Genomic DNA, 19,759 nt, shown 5'->3' on the forward strand with positions numbered 1-19,759 from the left:
GCTTCATCAACAAGAGGCAACCCAATGAAAAATATCCTGCTTGCACTCGCGGCCCTGGGCGCGGCGTTAAGCCTGTCCACGGCGCTTGCCGAGGATGGTGCGGCGCTGTTCAAGAGCAAACCCTGCGCCGCCTGCCACACCATCGACAGCAAGATGGTGGGGCCGGCGCTCAAGGAAGTCGCGGCGAAGAACGCCGGGGTCAAGGACGCAGACAAGACCCTGGCCGGCCATATCAAGAACGGTACCCAGGGTAACTGGGGGCCGATTCCGATGCCGCCAAACCAAGTCACCGATGCCGAAGCCCTGACCCTCGCCCAATGGGTGTTGAGCCTCAAATAAGCACAAGGAGCACGCCATGCAAGTCTCGATGATCGGTTCGGCCATGGCGCTGCTTTTTCTTATTCCCGCGCCGGTGCATGGAGCACCGGCGCCTGCACGCCAGGTCCAGCTGGAACACCTGCTGACCCAGGACTGCGGGGCCTGCCACGGCCTGCACCTGACCGGCGGCCTGGGCCCGGCCCTCACGCCCCAAGCCCTGGCCGGACAGACCCGCGACACCCTGATTGCCACCGTGACTTATGGCCGCCCTGCCCTGGCGATGCCCGGCTGGGCCCCGTTGCTCAATGCCGGCGAGATTGCCTGGCTGGTGGACCGCCTCCTGCAAGGAACCCCCGCGCCATGATCCGTCCCCTGCTTGCCTGCTTTGCCGGCCTGTTGCTCACGGCCTGTGCCCAACCCCCGCTGCGCGGCACCGGCGACCTGGGCCTGGTGGTGGAACGTGCCAGCGGCAGCCTGCTGATTATCGACAGCAGCAACCAGGCCCGCCTGGCGCGGGTCGAGGGGCTGGGCGACTTGTCCCATGCTTCGGCGGTGTTTTCCCGGGACCAACGCTACGCCTATCTGTTTGGCCGCGACGGCGGGTTGACCAAGGTTGACTTGCTGACCATGCGCATCGACCAACGCCTGATCCAGGGCGGCAACAGCATCGGCGGCGCGATCAGCCAGGATGGGCGCCTGATTGCGGTCTCCAACTACCAGCCAGGTGGGGTCAAGGTATTCGACGCGCAAACCCTCAAGCAGGTGGCCGATATCCCGGCCACCCCCCTGGCCGACGGCAAGCGTTCGCGGGTGGTGGGCCTGGTGGATGCGCCAGGGCAACGCTTTGTGTTCAGCCTGTTCGATACCGACGAGATCTGGAGTGCCGATTTCAGCCAGGGCAACACCCCGGTCATCACCCGCTTCAGCGGTATTGGCCGCCAGCCCTATGACGCGTTGATCACTGCCGATGGCCGTTACTACATGGCCGGGTTGTTTGGCGAGGATGGCATGGCCCAGCTCGACCTGTGGCACCCCGAGCACGGGGTCAAACGCGTGCTCGCCGACTACGGCCGCGGCCAGGAAAAACTGCCGGTGTACAAGATGCCGCACCTGGAGGGCTGGGCCGTGGCCGACAACCAGGCCTTCGTGCCCGCCGTAGGTCGCCATCAAGTGCTGGTGATGGACGCCCGCACTTGGCAACAGACCGCCGCCATCGCCGTGGCCGGCCAGCCGATTTTTGTCACCGCGCGCCCCGACGGGCGCCAGTTGTGGGTCAACTTCGCCTACCCGGACAACGACCGGGTGCAGGTACTCGACACCGAGACCCACCAAGTGGTCGCGGACCTGCGCCCCGGCCCCGGGGTGTTGCACATGGAATTCACCGGGCGCGGTGAGCAGCTGTGGTTGTCGGTTCGCGACGGCCAGCAGGTGCAGGTTTGGGATCCTTATCGTTTGACCTTGCTCAAGACCCTGCCGGCCGAAAGCCCCAGCGGCATCTTCTTCAGCAGCCGCGCGCAAAAAATGGGGTACTGAGATGGAACTGGATGAACTGACCGCACGCCTGATCGACCGCTATCAACATGGCATGCCGCTGTGCGCCGAGCCTTACCTGGAGATGGCCAACACCCTGGGCTGCAGCGAGACAGAGTTGATGGCCTGCCTGCAACGCCTGGAACTGGCGGGCGCGCTGTCGCGGGTCGGGCCGGTATTCGATCACAGCCGCGCCGGCGCCAGTACCCTCGCCGCCCTGGCGGTGCCCGCCGAGCGCCTGGAGCAGGTGGCGGCGCGCATCACTCGCTACCCCGAGGTCAATCACAACTACGCCCGCGAACATCACTACAACCTGTGGTTTGTGCTGACCGGGCCCAATCGCCGCCATCTGGAACAGATCCTGGAGGAGCTGGAAAAGGACACCGGCCTGGTCCCCCTGGACCTGCCAATGCTCACCTCCTACCGCATCGATCTGGGTTTTGCCCTGGGAGGCCACCCGTGATCGCCCCGCTGAACCACGAGCAATTGCTCGACCTGCGCCAGTGCCTGGAGCGTGGGCTGCCGCGCGTTTCGCGGCCCTATGAAGACCTCGCCGAGCAGATCGGCGCCCACCATTTGCAGGTGTTGAAGCAGATGCAGCAATGGCAGGAACAGGGCCTGTTCCGCCGCGTCGGCCTGGTGCTCAACCATCGCGCCCTGGGCTATGTGGCCAATGCGATGCTGGTGCTGGACGTGCCCGATGCGCTGATCGATGAAGTCGGCCAGCGCCTGGGCCGCGCGCCGGGCATCACCCTGTGCTACCAGCGGCCACGGCGCTTGCCGCACTGGCGCTACAACCTGTTTTGCATGGTCCATGGCCGTGAGCGCGCAGCAGTGCAGGCGCAGATCCAGGCACTGCTGGACCAGCACCTGCTCGCCGACCTGCCCCACCACCTGCTGTTCAGCACGCGCATGTTCAAACAATGCGGCGGGCGCTTTGCACCGCCACCGTCACAGGTATGGGCCCATGGATGAACTCGACCGGCAGTTGATCAACCGCCTGCAGCGGGGCCTGCCTCTGGTACGTCACCCCTGGCAGGCCGTGGCGGCAGAGTTGCGCAGCACGCCCGACGAGTTGCTCGACCGCCTGCATCTGTTGCTCGAAGACGGCGTGCTGACGCGCTTCGGGCCGATGTTTGATATCGAGCGCCTGGGTGGCGCGTTCACCCTCGCCGCCCTTGCGGTGCCGGAGTCCCGCTTTGAACAGGTGGCGACGCAACTCAACGAACTGCCGCAAGTGGCCCACAACTACCGGCGCGAGCACCCCTGGAATATGTGGTTTGTACTGGCCTGCGCGACCTGCGCCGACCTCGACCAGACCCTGGCCCATATCCACACCATTACCGGGCTTGAGGTGCTCAACCTGCCCAAGGAGCAAACCTACCATGTCGGTCTGTACTTCCCGGTTTGACGAAACCCTGGCCCAACGCTTGATCCAATTGACCGAGTCCGGCCTGCCCCTGGTGGAAGATCCCTGGACCTGGCTCGCCGAGCAACTGGGCATCAGCGTCGAATCCACCCTCGACCTGCTCAAGCGCCTGCAGGCAGAAGGCGCCATCCGCCGGATCGCCGCCGTGCCCAATCACTACCGCCTGGGCTACCGCCACAACGGCATGACCGTGTGGGATGTGTGCGATGAACAGATGCCGCGCCTGGGCGAGTTGATCGGCGCCCAACCCTTTGTCAGCCACTGCTATCGCAGGCCCAGGCGTGCGGACTGGCCCTACAACCTGTTCGCCATGGTGCATGGGCGCAGCCGTGAGGAAATCGACAGCTACCGTGAACACCTGCGCTTTCTGCTGGGCACTGCCAGCCGGGCCGACGAGATGTTGGTAAGCAGCCGCATCCTGAAAAAAACCGGCCTGCGCTTGGCCTCTCCTCGCTCCAGTAGAAGCTGGCTTGCCAGCGAAGGTCGTTAACGATAACGCGGGCATCCTGGATGAACGTGTCGCCGGGGCGTTTTTCGCGAGCACGCTCGCTCCTACAACAAGGAACATCTTATGCTTAGGATCAGTCATTACCTGCGCACCCTGGCCGGCCAATGCCCGCCTCCACGCAGCGCCAAACCCGGCAGCCAGCGCGCGCCGGTGGTGATCTGGAACCTGCTGCGCCGTTGCAACCTGACCTGCAAGCACTGCTATGCCACCAGCGCCGACAGTGTGTTCCGCGATGAACTGGACACCGAAGCGGCACTGAAGGTAATCGATGATCTGCACGAGGCCGGGGTCAAGGTGTTGATTCTCTCGGGTGGCGAGCCCCTGCTGCGCGAAGACCTGTTCCAGCTCAGCGCCTATGCCCGCAGCAAGGGGTTTTTCGTGGCGCTGTCGAGCAATGGCACGCTGATCGATGAGGGCAATATCCAGCAGATCGCCGCCGCACGCTTTGACTATGTGGGCATCAGCATCGATGGCTTGAAGGCCACCCACGATGCCTTCCGCCAATGCGAGGGCAGTTTCGAGCGCTCGATGCACGCCATCAACCTGTGCCGTCAGGCGGGGATCCGCGTCGGCCTGCGCACGACCCTGACCCAGGAAAACTACGCGCAGCTCCCGCAACTGCTGGCCCTGATGCGTGAATACGATGTGCAGAAGTTCTACCTCTCGCACCTCAACTACAGCGGGCGTGGCAAGCGCAGCCGGCAGCTGGACGCCCATCAACAAATGAGCCGCGACGCCATGCTGATGCTGTTCCAGCAGGCCTGGGACGACATCCAGAATGGCGTGGCCAGCGATTTTGTCAGTGGCAACAACGACGCCGACGCCGTTCTGTTGCTGCAATGGGTGCACCAGCACCTGCCGGAACACTACCCGCAACTTGAACACCTGCTGCATGCCTGGGGCGGCAATGCTTCGGGCAGTGGCATCGCCAATATCGACAACACCGGCGAAGTGCACCCGGACACTTACTGGTGGCAGCACTCGGTGGGCAATGTGCGCCACACCTCGTTCCGCGAAATCTGGCTGGAGCGTCCCGACCCGCTGCTGCTGCGCCTGCGCCAATACCCGCGCGAGATCGGTGGCCGTTGCACCGACTGCCGCTGGCTGGGCATTTGCAATGGCAACACCCGCACCCGCGCCTGGGCTGGCGGCGACCTTTGGGGCCCGGACCCCGGTTGCTACCTCAGCGACGCTGAAATCGCCCGCACGCCGCCCACCTTGATTCCTTGCTCGGCACGCTGAACCACCGGCCGGCTACCTGGTGAAACAACCGGGGGCCGCCAACCTGATGATGAACCAAGGAAGTCTCATGCACTCATCCCACGCGTTACCCTCCGTGCTGCACAGCCCCTTCCACCCCGGCGAAGTCGCCCTGGTCGGCGCCGGCCCCGGTGATCCGCGCCTGTTGACCCTGCGCGCCTGGAGCCTGTTGATGCAGGCCGATGCCGTGGTGTTCGACCGCCTGATCAGCGCCGACCTGCTGACCCTGATCCCGCTGACCTGTGCCCGCCATTACGTGGGCAAGGCCAGCGGGTATCACAGCCTGCCCCAGTCGCAGATCAACGAACTGCTGGCCGAGCTGGCCCTGCAGGGGCAGCGCGTGGTTCGGCTCAAGGGCGGCGACCCGTTCGTGTTTGGCCGCGGTGCCGAAGAACTGGAGTACCTGCTGGCACAAGGCGTGTCGTGCCAGGTGGTGCCAGGCATCACGGCGGCCTCCGGTTGCAGCGCCTATGCCGGCATCCCCCTGACCCACCGTGACCTGGTCAATTCGTGCCGCTTCGTCACCGGGCATTTGCAGCGCGACGGCGAATTGAAGTTGCCCTGGGCCAGCCTCGCCGACAGCACCCAGACCCTGGTGTTCTACATGGGCCTGTCGAACCTGGCGATGATCGCTGAGCGCCTGATCGATGCCGGCCTGCCCGCCGACACGCCCGCTGCGTTGATCTGCAACGGCGCCCGCGCCGACCAGCAGGTGCATCGCGGCACCCTGCGCCTGCTGCCAGCCCTGGCCTTGATGTGCGAGCCCGGGGTGCCGACCTTGACGGTGATCGGTCATGTGGTCGACCTGTTTGCCGATGCGGCCCTGCACTACCCCGCCAGCCTGGCGCCCGCACACCGCGCAGTGTCCGGGGTGGCGGTATGAAACGCCTGTGGTTGGTGCCGCTGCTCTGGGCCAGCGCCGCCCACGGCGCAACCGATGCCGCCGCCGATTACCAGCAGCATTGCCAAAGCTGCCATGGCCTCAACCGGGTCGGCAGCAGCGGCCCGGCGTTGCTGCCCGAGAGCCTGGGGCGGATCAAGCCGGCCGAAATTCGCCAGGTGATCGAGCAAGGCCGCCCGGCCAGCCAGATGGCGGCATTCGCCCCGCTGCTGACGGCGCAACAGATCGACGGCCTGGTGAGCTTCTTGCAACAGCCGCCCGCCACGCCCGCGACCTGGAGCGAGCAGGACATGCGCAGCAGCCATCGCCAATTGGCCGACCTCAGTCAACTGCCCAGCACCCCGCAGCACCACGCCGACCCGCTGAACCTGTTTGTGGTGGTGGAATCGGGCGATCATCACATCGATATTCTCGACGGGGATCGCTTTGAAGTGCTCGACCGTTTTGCCTCGCACTTTGCTGTACATGGCGGGCCGAAGTTCTCGCCGGACGGGCGCTTTGTGTACTTCGCTTCGCGCGACGGCTGGATCAGCCTGTATGACCTGCACAACCTCAAGCTGATCGCCGAGATCCGCGCCGGCCTCAATACCCGCAACCTCGCGGTGAGCAAGGATGGGCGCTGGGTGCTGGTGGGCAATTACCTGCCCGGCAACCTGGTGGTGCTGGATGCGCGCGACCTGTCACTGGTCAAGACGCTGCCGACGGGCTCACGGGTCAGCGCGGTGTACACCGCCCCGCCGCGCAACAGTTTTATCGTCGCCCTCAAGGATGTGAATGAAGTCTGGGAGTTGTCCTACGCGGCGCCCAAACCGGACTTCGAGCCCCGGCGCATCCAGGCCCAGGATGTGCTCGATGACTTTTCCTTTTCCCCCGACTACCGCCAACTGCTCGCCACCTCACGCAAGGCCGGCGGCGGGCAAGTGATCGACCTCGACTCCGGGCAGGTGGTGACCGACATTGCACTGGCGGGCATGCCGCACTTGGGCTCGGGCACTTACTGGCAACGCAACGGGCAGTGGGTATTTGCCACGCCGAATATCAGCAAGGGGCAGATTTCGGTGCTGGACCTCAAGACCTGGAAGCTGATCAAACAGATCCCCACCTTGGGGCCTGGGTTCTTTATGCGCAGCCACGCCAACTCGCGCTATGTATGGAGTGATGTGTTTTTTGGTCCGGACAACGACGCGATCCACTTGATCGACAAGCAGACCCTGGAAATCGCCCACACCCTACGGCCGATGCCGGGCAAGACCGCGGCGCACGTGGAATTCACCCGGGATGGACGCTACCTGCTGCTGAGCATCTGGGACCGTGAGGGTGCGTTGATCGTGTACGACAGCCAGACCTTGCAGGAGGTCAAGCGCCTGCCCATGAACAAGCCATCGGGCAAGTACAACGTGGGCAACAAGATCGAGTTTGCCGAAGGGACTTCCCATTAGCCTGTGGCGAGCGGGGCTGTCGTGGTGAGTGGGGCTTGTTGTGGCGAGCGGGCTTGCCCCGCGCTGGGCTGCGAAGCAGCCCCAAAACCAGGCAACGGGCAATGCCTGACACACCTCATTGTTCTTGAATGGGGCTGCTTCGCAGCCCAGCGCGGGGCAAGCCCGCTCGCCACAACAAGCCCACTCACCACAACAAGCCCCACTCACCACAACAGCCCCGCTCACCACGACAGGGCTATGCATCGGCCTCATCGCTGACCCGGTCCGCACGCTCGCGCACAAAGCCTTGCACGGCTTCGCCAGGCAGCGCTTTGCTGAAATACCAGCCCTGGATAATCAGCTCCGCCCCGGCGTGCCCCCTGCCCGACTGTAGGAACGCCAACTGCTCGGCCGTCTCCACGCCTTCCACCACCACGCCCAGGTTCAGTGCTTCACAAAAGCGCAACATGCCGGTCAAGACCTGCGCGCCCTTGGGGTCCTGCTGGGCCACCACAAAACTGCGGTCGATCTTGATGAAGTCGACCGGAAACTGGTGCAGATAACTCAGCGCGGAATACCCTGTGCCGAAGTCGTCGATATAGACCTTGGCCCCAATGGCCTGCAGTCTTTCGATTATCTGCCGGGTTATCTGGATATCGCCCACCAGCGCATCCTCGGTGATTTCCACTGACACCTGGCCGTTGGCCTGGGACAGGATCTGCACCAGTTGCTTGCCGTACGCCGGGGTCATCAGGGTAGCGCTGGAGATATTGATGGTGATTGGCAGCGCAAACCCGATTTTCTGCCACTTCTGGTACTGGCGCACCGCCTGGGAAGCCACCCACAGGTCGACGTCAGGCATCAAGCGGGCCTGGGCCAGCCACTGGAGGAACTCCCAGGGCGAATGCACCTTGCCTGCACCATCACGGGCACGCATCAGGGCTTCGCAGCCGGTGCACAAGCCTGTCCGGGAGGACACTTGGGGCTGGTACTCCAGGTAGAACTCGTAGTCGCTGATCTGCTGGATCCTGCTTAAATCAAGGGCCTGGCGGGCCAGCGCCTTGTGCGACGTCAGCACCGGGTCCATTTCCAGCAGACGGCCTTTTTCTTCGAGCCCGCGAAAGGTCATGTCGAATGACTTGAGGTAGACGGTCGCGCCCTCCAGGGTCTGCCGATGGATAGCCCGGATATAGGGCGCGTAGACCAGCGTCCCCACCCCCAGCAACACCAGTTGCAGGGCCACCGCGGCCAAATCGCCCTGGGTGCTCAGGTAGGCATTGAGCAGCACCGGCGCGGTAAACGGCACACTGGCCACCGCCGGCGAGACCCAACCGGCCTGCACCACGAGCAATGCCAGCATGGTGTTGATCACCGGGACGGCTAAAAAGGGAATAAACAGGCGTGGATTGAGGATGATGGGCAAGCCAAACAGCAACACCTCGCTGACGTTGAACAGCGACAACGGCAGGCTGGCCACGGCGAGCAGGCGCATGGACTGGCTCTTGGAAAACAGCAGAATCGCCAGCAACAGACACAGGGAACCGCCCGCCCCGCCAATAAAGGCAAAGCACCCCAGCAGGCCGGCATTCAGCACATAGAGGATGGGCTCTCCCGCCGCCAACGCCGCCCCATTGAGCACCACCGCCTGATCCAGTGCGTCAAACAGCGGCTGGATCGCATACACACCATGGATGCCAAAAAACCACAGCAGCGAATTGATCGCGGTAATAAACATCCCGCTGCCATAAGGCGACTGCAACGCATCAAGCATCACCGGGCCCTGGAACTGGGCCACATGGGGAACCTGCAACAGCAACGACAACGTCGCCACCAGCAGCAACGCAGTGATTGCCCCCGGTACGACCATGTTGATGGTGCCCTTGAGGTTGTGTCCCACCAAGTCCTCATTGACCAGACGGGTCCAGCGGTACCGATGCAGCCAGGCAATCACCGGGACATTGATCAGCGGCGAGGCAATGGCAATGAACAAGACAAACGTCGCCGAGGCGCGGGGGTAGTCGCGCAGGACAAAGGTGGCGATGACGACATGCGCCAGGCACAGGAAGGCCACTGGCAACTGAGGTAAGCGGTGCTGGATCGCCAACATATAGCCGATGGAAGCCGCGACCAGCAGGGGAATCACGGAGCTGATCTGGGCATGCAGGCCCGCCAGGAATGCCACCACCGGCGGTGGGAAATCGAGGATCCGGGCACATTCGGACAACAGCAGGAACCCTGCCGAGACCAGCAGGCACGGCAGGATCCACAACAGCCCCTCACGGATGGCCCGCAGCGATTCCGTGCTCGCCAGGGCCGCCAGGCGTTGGGTGAAAAAGAGTTTGAACAGCGTTTGCGCCATGATTTTCTCCTTACACCCTTCCTGGCCTTGAGGCCGCCTGATCGGGGGCAGCGCTTCAATCGGAGTCTTCAACGAGGGGTTAACGCTACACGCCCAGGCACCGGGAGTGAAAGGGTTTTGCCCCGCCTGGGCAGGATAAATCGCCCCTCCATACCTGCGAGCGCACTGGCAAGGGTGTAATTTCCTACGCTTTTTGAAACAATAGCCCGCTTAAGGGCAGTACTGCCCGTGGGTGCGCCAGCTATTGTCGGAACCAATGGTCACCCACACAGGTCTTGAGCTGAGCAGGTCTACCGACCCACAGGCCCGTATCGAATGACTCGATCCGCAGACCACTTCTACACGCGCGGGTGTCGGCACACCGACTGGCCCAGCAATCTCAGGGAGATGTATTGAACATGCAACGCAGGATCTCAAATCGCGCACGACCTCTGGTTTTCACTGTAGTGCTCTGGTTGTGTGGGGTCGCCGTACTGTTTTTGATCAAGGCCGCCGTCGAAGCCGTCCAAGGGCCTATCAGCAAGACCTGGGTCGACTTGACGCTGGTACTCGCCGCGTACCTGTTCTTTTTCTTGCTCGATCCACTGCAACAGTGGACGGCCAATCGCCTGCGCAAACGCGCCCGCCGCAAAAGCCGTTACGAACAAACCTCATCCTGACGTTGTAACCCCTGTACTCCTGGAGCAACCCCGTGTCTGAACCTGGCGAAAACCATCAACTGGCCCTGGACATCTTTTTGAACCAGCATCCCGAGTTGCGCGCCGAACTGGACACCCTCAACCCTCTGGCCGCCCAGGCCAAGCGCCAGACCATGGAGCAATACCGCCGCGAGCTTTTGCACGAAGCCTTCGAGGCCCAGGCAGAATCCCAGAACCTGTTTGCGTGGGAGCTGACACTGCAACTGATCAGCCAGTCGCCGCAGGAGTTCGCCGCCAGGCGCCTGGAGGTGCACAGGGAAGTCGCTCAAATGGCGGGCCTGGAGTGGGGTGAGTACTGTCAGTTGCATGGCCTGGCTGAGCACTCCTCTTAACGAGCACGGGCGGCGAACCAGCGGCCCACCACCGAGTGTTCACACTGCATGGCTGCCTGCAACTCGTCGGTGCTGATGGTTCGATGCTGCGGATTGCTACTGAGCGCAACCCGCAACGCTGGCCAGCAACGCCGTGGCAGTTGCCGGGGAGGCTCCCGCCGCCCTCCTTGTGCACTACGCCCGCCCAGCGCCAAGTCGTACAACAGGCACGCGGTTGCATAGAGCTCCGCGCTGGCCGACAGCGGCGCGCCGTCCAACAGTTCGGGGGCCGCGTAGGCCGGTGTCCAGGCGCTGAAGCGCCGGGGATTCAAAGCCGCCAGCTCCGTCAACGGCGCAGCCGTGGCTTGGGCCAGGCCAAAGTCAAACAGACGCAGCCCGTCATCCACCAACATGACATTGCTGGGCTTCACATCGCCGTGCAGCACACCTTGTCGATGGACATGACCCAGCGCATCCAGTAGCCCAGTTGCAATAGGCCGCAATTGCTGCCAGGGCAGCCCGCGCGGACAGTCGAGCAACAATTGGTCCAGAGTCATGCCACTCATCAACTCCATGGTAAAGAACGCCACCCCAGCGACCGTGTCCACGTCAAACGCAAACACCCGCACCACGTGCTCATGTCGCAGGTAGCGGGTCAGGGAAAACTCGCTGTAGAGCAGCAGGTGCGCGTCCTGTGACTGGGCAAGGTTTTCACTGAGGACCTTGAGCGCCACCCGGGGCCTCGGTTCGCCGAATTGCTCATGGAGCAAGTCACGGGCCCGGTACACGATGCCCATGCCACCCACCCCGAGCACCCGCTCCAGGCGATAGCGACCGGCAAGTAACTTCGGCATAGAAGCTCTGGCGCCGGGCGGAGCGCTGGACTGGGGTTGTTTTGCGATCATGGTTTTATAACCACCGCCGTCAGATTATCCCGCGCTTCACCGCGCAGGACCCCATCAAACAAACGATCCAGCATTGACTCAGGGGTTGCCAGGCTCAACGCCTGACCCAGTTCGGCATGGCTCAGCGCCTGGTACAGGCCGTCACTGCACAGCAGGAACACATCTCCTGGGTTATGGGTCAGCTCCAACACTTCCAGCGCCACCGGCTCATCGGCGCCGATCGCGCGGGTCAAGGCATTCGCGGCCGGATGGGCGCGGGCCTGTGCAGGGCTCAACTGCTGCTCGACCATCAGTTGCTCCTGTAACGAGTGGTCGCGGGACAACTGGTACAACGTGCGTTCGCGCCATAGATAACAGCGGCTGTCCCCGGCCCAGATGCAGACGGCACGATCCCCCTCCAGCAACAGGACCACCACCGTACTGCCCATGGTGCAATCCACATTCGAGCTGGTTACGGTGATCTCCTGGCGCAAGCGCCGGTCAAGCCATTGCAGGCAAAGGCAGACCCTCTTGATCCGCGCATCGAGGCCGCCGCCACTGGGCAGCGAAGCCAGGCTATCGACCACCCACTGGCTGGCGACATCCCCCGCGCGGTGGCCACCCATGCCATCGGCCACCGCCCAACAGCCCATCTGCGGGTGTTGAAGAAATGCATCCTCGTTACGCGGCCTGACCTTGCCACGATCTGTGCGCCCTGCACTGCTACAGGCATCGAGCCGCGGGCTCACAGTTGCTCCGGTATGCGGAAGGTACGCCACGTCGCCATTTCAAACGGGTTCGGCGTGCGCTGGCTGGTCAGCAGGTAATTGGCGCGCAGGCCGCCGATATCGGCCTTGAGCAACCGCGCATCACGTCCATTCGACGGCTCGCTTTGCAGCACGTCGAACAGGCGGAACAGGGACCATGGCCCGGTGTTTTTTTCGATACCCATTGGCTGCTGCGCCATGCCTTCCAGTACCAGGCTGCTGCGACCGTCCTCGACGGTGGTTGGCCACTGGAACAGCATCGGCACGATCGGCCCGTGGCGGTACTCCATCTGTTGGTCACCGAATCGCAGGGTCGCCCGGCTGACCGTGGGATCCAGGCTGTAGGGCGCCAACGTAAAGCGCACCCCGGGTTCACTCGGGTCATCGGCAAAGAATGCCTGGCGGATAGTGCGCGCCTTTGCCAGTTGCTCCAGCAACGCCCGTGACATCGGCAGGCTACGACCATCCAGGCTGCGCAACCGATAGCGATGGCCATCGCCAATCACAAAAGGCCGCAGATCCTCATCCAGGAACCGCGCCATCAACCCTTGGGGTTTGAAAAACTCGCGGAAATCGTTGAGCGCAACGTCGCTACTGGCATGGGCACTGAACGGGTAGCGCTGTTTGATCGCAGAAGAATAGAACCCATACACCTCACTCTGATAACGCCGATTGAGGTGACGATAAGCATCATCGAGCACCAGGCGCCAACTGTCGTCGGCCATGGCGGCCAGCCAACCGTGGAGGGCTGCGGGCAGGCGCTCCGTGGCATTGCGCAGGTTGCCCAAAGCATCCTGTTGCCCCTGCATGCGCCGCTTGACCATCTCAAAGGCCGCCCGCTCAGGCTGGCTTTCCCGACCAAGGGCGGCCAACTGCGCCTGCAGTTGGTTGAGGGCTTGCAGCATCTGGGACAACGCAGGCCCTGGGTTGTCCTGCTCATCGAGCAAGTGATGCAGGGCTTCAAAGCGCCGCTGCAGTGCGCGCTGTGCGTTGTCGGGCGCACGCTGCGCAACACTGTCCAAGACGGTCTGGGCCACTGGCGAGCCCGGCTGGAGCGCTTCCAGGCGCTCGACCGGGCTTGCAAAGCGGGTGTTTTCCCTGACTTGCTGCAGTAACTGCACTAATGGCGAACGCGCGGACGTCAGGCTCGCCAACTGCCCGGCAACCTGTCGGGTGCTATCGCTTTGCTGCAAGCGCACCTGGGCCAGTGCGGCGCCCCAGGCCTGGGCGTAGTCGCTGAAATAGTGCTGTTCCAGCTCTACCATCAGTTGGCGCAAGCCCGTTGCACTCAGTTGCGTGCCCTCTCCCAGTACCCAGTTGTCGCGCACGATGGTATCGACCATCCGGCTCCCCTGTACCGCAAAAAACTGACGGTAGCCATGCTGGGTGAAGAAGCCTGGGATCGGCTGGTCGATGCCGGCGAATACTTGCTCATGCGGGTCCAGATGCTGGGTGAAACGGTAGGGTTCAAGCTCCGCACCCTGTTCGCGCAGCAGGCGGTAGACCACGCCCGCCAGGGGTTGCACCTTCAAGACCTGACGGGCATGGGCGACCAGTGTTTCGTCGAGCGGTCGCACAAAGGGCTGTTCGAGCAATTGCGCGAAATGTGCGTTCAACCGCGCCTGCAGCCCAGGGTCCGCCGGGTAGTGCCCCGACCACAGCCCGGCGACTCGATCCATCAACCAGGGTTTGTCGCGGTGCTCGGGCAGGTTGAGCATCAGGTACGCCCGCAGGCTGACAAGCAGTTGCTGACGGTCGTGCACACTGTTGCGTACCTGGTCCTCCAACATCTCGCTGACCCGTGCCAGCAGGTGTTGCAGCAGAGCCTGCTGGTACGCCGTGTCCAGTACCGGGCGGCTCATGCTGCCCTGGAACAGCCCCACGAACTGCCACCAACCCGCGCCTCGCGGCGCAGCAAAGACCTGGGTGGCTGCCAATCGACTGTCCAGTAACACAACCATCGCCAAAATCGGGTCTTCTGCCGCCTGCCCAGGCACGGGCGGCCGCGCCAATTCGCGCAGTTGCTCCAGCCGTTGATGGTTCTGCGAATAACTGTACATCCACAACGCACCCATGCCTCCAAGCACCAGGAACGCGGCCAGCGCCAAGCCTCTTTGGCGGCGACGGATGTGCACCCGCTCCCGCTGGTCCAGGCCTGCCAGGTCGACGTCACCGAACACCACCCGCTTGAACAGGCCCTGGATAAACCGTGGACGGCTGTGTGCAGCGTTGCCGGAGCTGGTCAAGTAGACACCGCGCAATGCGTTGACGCGCTGGTAACGGTGAGCAGAAAACGCCAGTTCGATAAACAGACACAGCCGCTCACCGATCTGCGCCACCTGCCGGGGAAAGTCCAACATCCGGCCCCGGCGCTCGCCATTGCGCTCCAGATGCAGGCGCTGGATCAGTTCCGCGCTCAAGCGCTGCAGCAAGGTTTCAAAGGCCTGGCGTACTTCGGCAATATCGGTCCCGGTCTTGCCGGACAAGATGGACTCGCCCCATAGGTCATCATGGGCATTCCCTTGCGTGTGCTCGAAGAACTCGGCAAAGCCAGGCAAATGATCGGCCTGCGTCAGCACCAGATAGACCGGCAGCTCCACGTGCAAGGTCTGTTGTAAATCGTGAAGGCGACTGTTGAATTGGCGCGCAGCGACGCTCAGTTCCTGCTCGCTGCCATTGAGCAAGCTATCGACTGATAGCGTCAGCAGCACGCCACTGAGCGGACGCGCACGACGGCGGGCCTTCAGCAGGTTTAACAGGGTCGCCCAGCCACCGCTATCAACGTCCGCATCGGCGTGTGTCAGATAGCGCGCCGGGGTTTCGATCAATACCCCTTGCTCGGCAAAATACCACTCGCAATGACGCACTGCGCCCTCTGCGTGCGGGGCGCCGGAGCCAACGCGATCCAGCGGCTGTTGCAGCCCACCGGCCTGCAACAGCCGGGTCTTGCCACTGGCAATGCATCCCATCACCAGGTACCAGGGCAATTCGTTGCGCCAGCGCTTACCGCGCTTGCCATAGCGTCGCGACATCTTGAGGGCCTGTAGCGCCTCCGTGAAACGGCCGCGAACGTTGTTGTGCTCGTGCTCCACAAGTCCCTTGCGCTGTTTGGAATTCACCTGGCCCGGGCCGGCATCATCTGCAAAGGGTTGCTCGGCGTCGCGCCGATTGACGAAAACCATCGTCAGGCCCCAGGCCAGGAACAATCCACTGATGGTCAGCAGGCGCGAAGTCGCGCCAAGCCAGAAACGCCGGTCATCCACCGCCAGCAGCGGCCCGATCCACCACACCACGCACGCCAGCAACAACACCAGCAGCAGGCTCCAGACCCAGGTCAGCCCCAGGGCAGCGGCCAGCTTTTTGAATAGACTTTTCATTGATTGCTCCCTGCGTTACAGCAGTGTCCGGGTGATGTCGGTGGTACTCGGCAGATAGGGCTGCAGCACGCTCTCGCGCTGCTCTCCAAGTACCCAGGCGAACCCCGAATACAGGATGGCCAGGCCCATCGCGACGGCGAGCCAAACCCAGGTTGCAGAAACAATACGTATCGCCTGCCGGGGAGCAGCGCTGGACGATTGCCCGGCGCCGGTGGCCTGGGGCGTGTCACCGCGCACATGGATGATCTGTCGGTACAAGGCGTCACGAATACCGTCCAATTGCAGCAGCCCACGCTCCAAGACCCGATACTTGCCCTCAAAGCCCAGCGCCAGGCACAGGTACATCAGCTCCAGCATCGCCAGGTGCTTGATCGGGTCCCTGGACAGTCGCTCAAGCAGTTCGAAGAATTTTTCGCCGCCAAAGGTTTCGTTGTGGAAACGGCTCAACAGGCTTGTTTGTGACCAGTCGCTCTGGCTACCCCATGCCGTGGTGACCACTGCCTCGTCTATTACGCTGCACAACACATAACGCGCCGCCATGATCTGGCTGTCGAGGATTGCCTCGTGCCGGGCCTGGTTTTCAAAGTGCGTAATACCCGCAGACAAACGTTCATTGAGTGCGCGCAGGCCTTCACGGGCCGGGCTGCCCTTGAGTCGAACCACCTCCGACAACAGGTCCCAGGCCAACGTCACCAGAGGGTTGAGGCCAAGCCTGAAGTGCTGGGCGCCGTGCAAATGAGCGGCATAGATCATTCGGTCCTCAAGCTGCTCAAAGCGCGGTGGCGCCTCGAAATCCGTCATGGCGCCCTGCGCCGGACCGACACCCTGACGGTCCAGCAGGATCGTTCTGTCGTCCTGCGGGTATGCGTTTTCTGTGGTCATGGGTTCAGTTCCTGATAGCCCAGAATTTCAATTCAAGATCGACAAACTCACCACTCACATGGAAGGCGAACCCACCTGAATGCTCCAACTGCTCCAGGTCACGGGCGCTGAGTTCGAGCATGAAATAGGTTTTCTCGGCATGGAGCGGGATCTGCCGTGGTGCCACAGGCATCGGCTTGACCTGAATCCCCGCCAGGTGCAGGTTGACCAACTCGCGTATCCGCTCCACAGGCCCGACTTTCAGGTGCGCCGGCAGCCGCTGGCGCAACACCTCAGAATCGCAGTGCGCGCTGACCGCCAGAATGAAGGTCGCCGAACCCAGCAGGTTCAGGCCGTTGACCGGGCACACCAGCACGCCGTATTGGCGCGACTGCAGCACCAGTTCAATGGCATGTTGCTCCAGCACCATCGACAGGACCGAGCGAATCGCGGCCATCAATTCACGAAAGCTCGGCCCCTGGTCGCTATGTCGGTAACGCCCTTCAAAACAGGCGCGTTTTGTCGTGCTGGAAAATGTCGAAAGCTCCCCCAGCAGCCCAAGCAGGGTTTGATACAGCACATCGGGGCCCACACGGGCCTGGTCCAGGCAATGTCGCAGGGTCAACTCCATTCGGTTGATCAACTGCAACATCAAGAAGTCCCCCATTTCGGCCCCCGCCGCCTGGCCCGCGTCCTGCAAGCGCTCGGCAATCGCATCAGCGCGAAACGCCAACAGGCTGACCACCTCCTTGAGGCACGACAGCAAAAATGGCGAATCATGCAGGTGCATGAACGTCGGGGAGAATGCGCTATCGAGCTGCACAACGCCTTGGGCGTCGCAATCCAGGACTTGTGCGACTTTGAGTCTGACGTAGGTCTGGACGTCGTGATCATCGCCCAGCACCAAGCGAAAATCCGCGCGTGCGCAGGTGATGGCGCAGCGCGTGTCTTCCCCGGCATTGGCGTCTCCTACCTCCACTTCGTAGCTGCTATAACGGGCCAATACGTCAGTCTGCGCCGGGTGACGAACCTCGACCGCATGGCCGGCGAGCATGGGCAGGGCCAGGTACAGCGCCTGGCTGGCGCTGTTGGCTGGAATTTCCATCACCAGCGGCGCGGCGATCTCAAACAACGTCCCGTCAGGCAATACCCCACTGGCCTGATTGACGACCACCTTGCCCATATAGAGGTATTGCGGGTCGATTTCCAATGTCAAGAACCCCCAGGCATAGCCCGGGGACAATTGGCTGCGGCGCGCCAGTTGCTGATGGTAATAGCGGTCGTTGTGCTGCAGGTGTTGAGGGCGCAGCAACATGCCTTCCTGCCAGATCACTTTATCAATCAGCATGTCAGCCACCTGCCTTGGCGGGCGGCACATCCGTCGCGTGCACACCCGTTTCGTCGAGTACCAGATCGACACGGGTCCGTGACTCGACGGCCAACGGCACGACATGACGCCATCGCACCTGGGGCAAATCACGGTAGGCGGCCAACACCCCGATATAGCGACTGCCCGGCGTTGCACTGAGCTTGAGCGCCACCTGTTCACCGGGGCGCAGTTCCCACTCTTCGCTGCTGACCAGGTCCTTGGGCAACGTATTTTCGACACGCCCATACAGGCTGAAAAAGTCCGCGTTCTCGAAGGCCACGGGGTTTCTGAGTTCCAGCAGGCGCACCACGATCGGTGAAGGTCGGCCATGCAGATCCGGGTTGACCAGATCACTGGCGGCCAGCGTCAGATCGAGCTTGGTCAGCGTCGAATAGGGAGACAGATTGCTGCAGCCGGGCAACAGCCCCAACACAGCGAGTAGCAGAACAGAGGTGGTGCGTGACATGCAGATCATCCAGAACAGGTGCTATGAAGGGTGGAAACCAGGCGTACCTGTTCCGTGTAGGCGTTGGCAAAGTCCTCGCTGAGTAAGCGCTCAGTCCAACCGTCTTCCTCGACCAGGCGTTGGTAATGAACCAGATAAGCCCGCCAATAGGCGCCACTGCTGGGGATCCACGGCGTGTTGCCCTGCTTTTGGAAACAGGCCAGCAGTTGCCCTGGCGCAAACGCTGCCAGAGCGCCGCGCATTGCCGCGCGACAGCCAGCGAGCACCGCGACCTGATGAACCTGCAAATCGCGATAGGCCTGGGTAATCATCTGTTCGGCGGGCAACTGCCCCTGGCGATCGGCCACCAACATGGCCTCCAGTGCTTGGGCGCCACACATCAACGGACGCTCGGCGCTGGTTGGCGCACGACCGAGTGCGGTGTTCAATTCACTTGTCAGCTCTTGATGGGTGTGCAGGTTCTGTTGCAGCCCTTCGATTGCCTGCCTGAGCAAGCCAGCTGCCTTGACTGCCAATGCTTGTCGCCCAGGCTCGTCGAGAGGCTCCAGGCACACACCCAGCGCCTCGGAAAAATCCCTCCAGAACCGCTCATGCGTATCGACTGCCGGAACATACCCAGCGGCTGGCGCGCACGTCGCAGCAGGCTCGACCAGGGTCGGCACAATCACATGGTGACGCTCCACAGTGCTGGTATCCGTCCAGTTCGGCGCCACACTCGGCGGGGCCGGGTCATTCATGGCACGCACGGAATCCAGCTGCAGGAACGCGTCATCCGGAATCAGGTTATCGCCAGGGCTCGTACCACCCGAGCGCTCCACCAGCTGCGCGCGAATTTCAAACGGGCCCATGCGAAATACAGTGCCAGGGGTGATAGGCCGAGCCTGGCCTTTGCGCAAACGCACGGCGCTGTCCCCCAGGCAAATGCCATTGCTGCTGATGTCAGTCAGAAAATACTGACCGTCGCGAAAGCTGACCAAGGCATGATGGCTGGACAACTGGCGACTGTGGTCGGCAATGACCCAATCGCAATCGGCACCACGGCCAATCACTCCTCCGGCGCCATCGAAGACTTTATTGCGGGTGGCGCCGGGCATGCCAGGCCCATGGCTACATAGTTCAAATACCAACTGCATAGAAGGTCTCCTGGCTTACTGCCCACGCTGGTGGGACCGTGGATCACCCAGCGGCCGGTAGTCATCGTCGTCAAACACGTAATTTGCCGTGCACCCACTTAGCGCCAACACCAGCAGACCAAGCAGCAATACCTGCCCTCGAGAAACAACCATCAAGGCTCTCCCATTGA

21 protein-coding genes are annotated in these 19,759 nt (G+C 62.7%); 12 read left to right on the forward strand and 9 right to left on the reverse strand.

All coding sequences use genetic code 11. The features are described from left to right. Positions 1-24 precede the first annotated feature (24 nt). The 10 genes from GDV60_RS14605 (at position 25) to GDV60_RS14650 (ending at position 7,385) form a co-directional block, all read left to right on the forward strand. Positions 25-339, forward strand: a complete 315-nt coding sequence (locus GDV60_RS14605) for a c-type cytochrome (protein ID WP_029291248.1) — start codon at positions 25-27, stop codon at positions 337-339. A 16-nt stretch (positions 340-355) separates the two neighbouring features. Further along, positions 356-682, forward strand: coding sequence for a cytochrome c (locus GDV60_RS14610; RefSeq protein ID WP_029291245.1), 327 nt, complete (start codon positions 356-358; stop codon positions 680-682). Further along, positions 679-1,851 carry a cytochrome D1 domain-containing protein gene (locus GDV60_RS14615; RefSeq protein WP_029291242.1) on the forward strand — a complete coding sequence of 391 codons (1,173 nt, stop codon included), beginning with the start codon at positions 679-681 and terminating at the stop codon, positions 1,849-1,851. Before GDV60_RS14610 ends, GDV60_RS14615 begins: the two co-directional genes overlap by 4 nt. 1 nt (position 1,852) lies before the next feature. Continuing rightward, positions 1,853-2,311 carry an Lrp/AsnC family transcriptional regulator gene (locus GDV60_RS14620; protein ID WP_159907817.1) on the forward strand — a complete coding sequence of 153 codons (459 nt, stop codon included), beginning with the start codon at positions 1,853-1,855 and terminating at the stop codon, positions 2,309-2,311. Further along, a complete protein-coding gene (locus GDV60_RS14625) occupies positions 2,308-2,823 on the forward strand; it encodes an Lrp/AsnC family transcriptional regulator (protein ID WP_029291237.1) in 516 nt (171 codons plus the stop codon). The genes GDV60_RS14620 and GDV60_RS14625 overlap by 4 nt, the downstream gene beginning before the upstream one ends. Next, the gene (locus tag GDV60_RS14630; RefSeq protein WP_159907819.1) at positions 2,816-3,259 is read left to right on the forward strand and encodes an Lrp/AsnC family transcriptional regulator; all 444 of its coding nucleotides are present in this window, start codon (positions 2,816-2,818) and stop codon (positions 3,257-3,259) included. Before GDV60_RS14625 ends, GDV60_RS14630 begins: the two co-directional genes overlap by 8 nt. Beyond that, a complete protein-coding gene (locus GDV60_RS14635; protein WP_070994233.1) occupies positions 3,234-3,767 on the forward strand; it encodes an Lrp/AsnC family transcriptional regulator in 534 nt (177 codons plus the stop codon). Before GDV60_RS14630 ends, GDV60_RS14635 begins: the two co-directional genes overlap by 26 nt. Before the next feature lie 81 nt (positions 3,768-3,848). Beyond that, positions 3,849-5,027, forward strand: coding sequence for a heme d1 biosynthesis radical SAM protein NirJ (gene nirJ, locus GDV60_RS14640; RefSeq protein WP_029291229.1), 1,179 nt, complete (start codon positions 3,849-3,851; stop codon positions 5,025-5,027). Between the two features lie 67 nt (positions 5,028-5,094). After that, entirely contained in the window at positions 5,095-5,928 is an 834-nt protein-coding gene (gene cobA, locus GDV60_RS14645) for a uroporphyrinogen-III C-methyltransferase (protein WP_029291227.1), read from the forward strand. Then, entirely contained in the window at positions 5,925-7,385 is a 1,461-nt protein-coding gene (locus GDV60_RS14650) for a cytochrome D1 domain-containing protein (RefSeq protein ID WP_133714693.1), read from the forward strand. Before cobA ends, GDV60_RS14650 begins: the two co-directional genes overlap by 4 nt. Before the next feature lie 235 nt (positions 7,386-7,620). Here GDV60_RS14650 and GDV60_RS14655 read toward each other — a convergent pair whose 3' ends face one another. Beyond that, the gene (locus tag GDV60_RS14655) at positions 7,621-9,723 is read right to left on the reverse strand and encodes a PTS sugar transporter subunit IIC/EAL domain-containing protein (protein ID WP_159907822.1); all 2,103 of its coding nucleotides are present in this window, start codon (positions 9,721-9,723) and stop codon (positions 7,621-7,623) included. Between the two features lie 446 nt (positions 9,724-10,169). Here GDV60_RS14655 and GDV60_RS14660 point away from each other — a divergent pair, with 446 nt between their 5' ends. Next, the gene (locus GDV60_RS14660) at positions 10,170-10,382 is read left to right on the forward strand and encodes a hypothetical protein (RefSeq protein WP_224791085.1); all 213 of its coding nucleotides are present in this window, start codon (positions 10,170-10,172) and stop codon (positions 10,380-10,382) included. Between the two features lie 32 nt (positions 10,383-10,414). Continuing rightward, a complete protein-coding gene (locus GDV60_RS14665; RefSeq protein ID WP_092237085.1) occupies positions 10,415-10,753 on the forward strand; it encodes a DUF6388 family protein in 339 nt (112 codons plus the stop codon). Here GDV60_RS14665 and GDV60_RS14670 read toward each other — a convergent pair. The 8 genes from GDV60_RS14670 to GDV60_RS26830 are packed head-to-tail and all read right to left on the reverse strand — an operon-like array spanning position 10,750 to position 19,742. Further along, the gene (locus tag GDV60_RS14670; protein ID WP_133714695.1) at positions 10,750-11,637 is read right to left on the reverse strand and encodes a serine/threonine-protein kinase; all 888 of its coding nucleotides are present in this window, start codon (positions 11,635-11,637) and stop codon (positions 10,750-10,752) included. The two genes, GDV60_RS14665 and GDV60_RS14670, sit on opposite strands and share 4 nt — an antisense overlap. Beyond that, positions 11,634-12,365: a PP2C family serine/threonine-protein phosphatase gene (locus GDV60_RS14675; protein ID WP_243733214.1), complete on the reverse strand. Its 732-nt coding sequence runs from the start codon at positions 12,363-12,365 to the stop codon at positions 11,634-11,636. Before GDV60_RS14675 ends, GDV60_RS14670 begins: the two co-directional genes overlap by 4 nt. Then, positions 12,362-15,760 (reverse strand): type VI secretion system membrane subunit TssM, encoded by a 3,399-nt coding sequence (tssM, locus tag GDV60_RS14680; RefSeq protein ID WP_159907824.1) that lies wholly within the window; start codon positions 15,758-15,760, stop codon positions 12,362-12,364. The genes GDV60_RS14675 and tssM overlap by 4 nt, the downstream gene beginning before the upstream one ends. A gap of 15 nt (positions 15,761-15,775) precedes the next feature. Next, positions 15,776-16,642, reverse strand: a complete 867-nt coding sequence (gene icmH / locus GDV60_RS14685; RefSeq protein WP_159907827.1) for a type IVB secretion system protein IcmH/DotU — start codon at positions 16,640-16,642, stop codon at positions 15,776-15,778. A 4-nt stretch (positions 16,643-16,646) separates the two neighbouring features. After that, a complete protein-coding gene (tssK, locus tag GDV60_RS14690) occupies positions 16,647-17,969 on the reverse strand; it encodes a type VI secretion system baseplate subunit TssK (RefSeq protein ID WP_092237102.1) in 1,323 nt (440 codons plus the stop codon). A gap of 1 nt (position 17,970) precedes the next feature. Next, positions 17,971-18,456, reverse strand: coding sequence for a type VI secretion system lipoprotein TssJ (gene tssJ, locus GDV60_RS14695; protein WP_092237105.1), 486 nt, complete (start codon positions 18,454-18,456; stop codon positions 17,971-17,973). 5 nt (positions 18,457-18,461) lie between these two features. After that, positions 18,462-19,589 (reverse strand): type VI secretion system-associated FHA domain protein TagH, encoded by a 1,128-nt coding sequence (gene tagH, locus GDV60_RS14700; RefSeq protein WP_159907831.1) that lies wholly within the window; start codon positions 19,587-19,589, stop codon positions 18,462-18,464. 15 nt (positions 19,590-19,604) lie between these two features. Next, positions 19,605-19,742: a type VI secretion protein TagU gene (locus GDV60_RS26830; protein WP_071609993.1), complete on the reverse strand. Its 138-nt coding sequence runs from the start codon at positions 19,740-19,742 to the stop codon at positions 19,605-19,607. Positions 19,743-19,759 lie beyond the last annotated feature (17 nt).

The sequence above is a fragment of the Pseudomonas sp. DTU12.1 genome (assembly GCF_009873475.1).
Classification (GTDB): Bacteria; Pseudomonadota; Gammaproteobacteria; order Pseudomonadales; family Pseudomonadaceae; genus Aquipseudomonas; species Aquipseudomonas proteolytica.